This is a genomic window from Streptomyces sp. FH025, assembly GCF_017427025.1.
Classification (GTDB): domain Bacteria; phylum Actinomycetota; class Actinomycetes; order Streptomycetales; family Streptomycetaceae; genus Kitasatospora.
Window position 1 is genome coordinate 1 of record NZ_JAFLNG010000914.1, and the last position, 2551, is coordinate 2551.

Annotated in this window: 2 protein-coding genes; both read left to right on the top strand. The window is 71.8% G+C overall.

Annotated features, from left to right (window positions below; translation table 11 throughout):
- Window positions 1–4: 4 nt before the first annotated feature.
- Window positions 5–1795, top strand: coding sequence for an ABC transporter permease subunit (locus tag J0670_RS35600; protein ID WP_307806840.1), 1791 nt, complete (start codon window positions 5–7; stop codon window positions 1793–1795).
- Between the two features lie 41 nt (window positions 1796–1836).
- Window positions 1837–2551, top strand: a 715-nt coding sequence (locus tag J0670_RS35605; protein ID WP_207816745.1) for an ABC transporter ATP-binding protein, incomplete at its 3' end; no start/stop codon positions are given.

The following is a 2551-nucleotide window of genomic DNA, read 5'->3' on the forward strand; positions in this document are numbered from 1 at the left end:
GCTGGTGCGCGGTCGGACCCACGGCGGCGAGCAGGCGAGCAGCGGACGGACGGTGGTACGGGTGGCCGGCGACGGTTTCCCCTCGCGCGGAGTGTGGCGCCGCCCCGAGTTCCGCTGGGTGGACCTCCTGGTCGCCGCCGCCCTGGTGTCCCTGCTGTACGGACTGCTGCGGCTCGCCCCCTCGCTGGACGCGCCGTTCCTGCCCGACCAGGCCCCCGCCACCGTCTCCACCGACCCCTCCGACCTGCCGTACTACGCGGTCCGCTCGCTGCTGCGGATGTTCGCGGCGCTGGCCGCCTCGGTGCTGTTCACCTTCGTCTACGCGATCGCCGCGGCCCGGCTGCGGCGGGCCGAGAAGGTGCTGCTGCCGGTCCTGGACATCCTCCAGTCGGTGCCGATCCTCGGCTTCCTGTCGATCACCGTCACCGCCTTCATCAACCTCTTCCCCGGCTCCACCCTCGGCCTGGAGTGCGCGTCGATCTTCGCGATCTTCACCTCGATGGCCTGGAACATGACCTTCGCGTTCTACTACTCGCTGGTCAGCCAGCCGAGCGAACTGGACGAGGCGGCCCGGGTGATGCGGCTGACCAAGTGGCAGCGGTTCTGGCGCCTCGACGTGCCCAGCGGCATGATCCCGCTGGTCTGGAACGGGATGATGAGCTTCGGCGGGGCCTGGTTCTTCCTCGCCGCCTCCGAGTCGATCAGCGTGCTCAACCACCACTACGCGCTGCCCGGCATCGGCTCCTACGCGGCCACCGCCATCGGCCACGGCAACCTCGACCAGGTCGGCATCGCGATCGGCGTGATGGTCGTCATGGTGATCGGCGTCAACGTGCTGTTCTGGCGGCCGATGACGGCCTGGTCCGAGCGGTTCCGGGTGGAGGAGTCGGAGGCCGCCGACCGGCCGCGCAGCGTCGTCCTCGACCTCCTGCGCCGCTCCAGCCTGCCCGACCTGGTCGCCCGGCCGCTGCGACCCGTCGGGCTCGCGCTGGACCGGGGCACCCGGGTCTTCGGCCTGGCCGAGCACCCGCTGGCCCGCCCCGCCTCCCAGGAGCGCGCCGGGGACGTGTTCTTCGCCGGGGCGGTGACCGCCGTCGTGCTCTTCGGTGCCTGGAGGGCCTTCGACTACGTCGACACCACCGTCGGCCTCGGCGAGTTCGGCCACGCCTTCGCGCTCGGCGCGGCCACCTTCGGCCGGGTGCTGCTGCTGCTCGCGGCGGCGACCCTGGTGTGGGTGCCGGTCGGGGTGTGGATCGGGATGAACCCCAAGGTCACCCGGTTCGCCCAGCCCGTGGTGCAGGTGCTGGCCAGCTTCCCGGCGAACTTCCTGTTCCCCTTCGCCACCGCCGCCTTCGTCGCCCTCGGCATCTCGCTGAACATCGGCTCGGTGCTGCTGATGGCGCTCGGCGCGCAGTGGTACATCCTGTTCAACGTGATCGCCGGGGCCTCCGCGATCCCCACCGACCTGCGCGAGGCGATGACCGGCTTCCAGGTCAGGGGGCGGCTGCGCTGGCGGGCGTTCATCCTGCCGGCCGTCTTCCCCTACTACGTCACCGGCGGCATCACCGCGGCCGGCGGCGCCTGGAACGCCTCCATCGTCGCCGAGGTGGTGGAGTACGGCTCGCACCACCTGACCGCCACCGGGCTCGGCGCGTACATCGCCGACGCCACCGGGACCGGCGCCTTCCCGAAGATCCTGGTCGGGGTGAGCGTGATGAGCGTCTACGTGGTCGCGCTCAACCGCCTGCTGTGGCGCCGCCTCTACCGGCTCTCCGAGACCCGCTACTCCCTCTGACCCGCCACGTCTCCACCCAGCCCACCGAGGAGCCGCCCGCGATGGCCACCGCCACCCGCACCACGATCGTCGAGGCCGCCGACGTGACGAAGACCTTCACCACCCCGGACGGCCGGGCCCTGCCGGTGCTCGACGACATCAGCCTGCACCTGGCCGAGGGCGAGATCGTCGCCCTGCTCGGCAAGTCCGGCTCCGGCAAGTCCACCCTGCTGCGCTGCCTGGCCGGGCTGATCGCACCGTCCTCCGGGACGGTCACCTACCGGGGCACCCCGCTGCGGGCCGCCAACCCGGGGGTGGCGATGGTCTTCCAGTCCTTCGCGCTGCTGCCCTGGCTGACCGTCCAGCAGAACGTCGAGCTGAGCCTCCAGGCGCGCGGGGTGGACGAGCGGGAGCGGCGCGAGCGGGCGCTACGGGCGATCGACCTGATCGGTCTGGACGGCTTCGAGGGCGCCTACCCCAAGGAGCTGTCCGGCGGGATGCGCCAGCGGGTCGGCTTCGCCCGGGCGCTGGTGGTCGAGCCGGACGCGCTGTTCATGGACGAGCCGTTCTCCGCCCTGGACGTGCTGACCGCCGAGAACCTGCGCAACGAGCTGGTCGGCCTGTGGGAGGGGCACGAGGCGCCGGTCAAGTCCATCCTGATCGTCACCCACAACATCGAGGAGGCGGTGCTGCTGGCCGACCGGATCCTGGTGCTCTCCTCCAACCCGGGCCGCATCCGCTCCGAGCTGACCGTCGACCTGCCCCGCCCGCGCGACC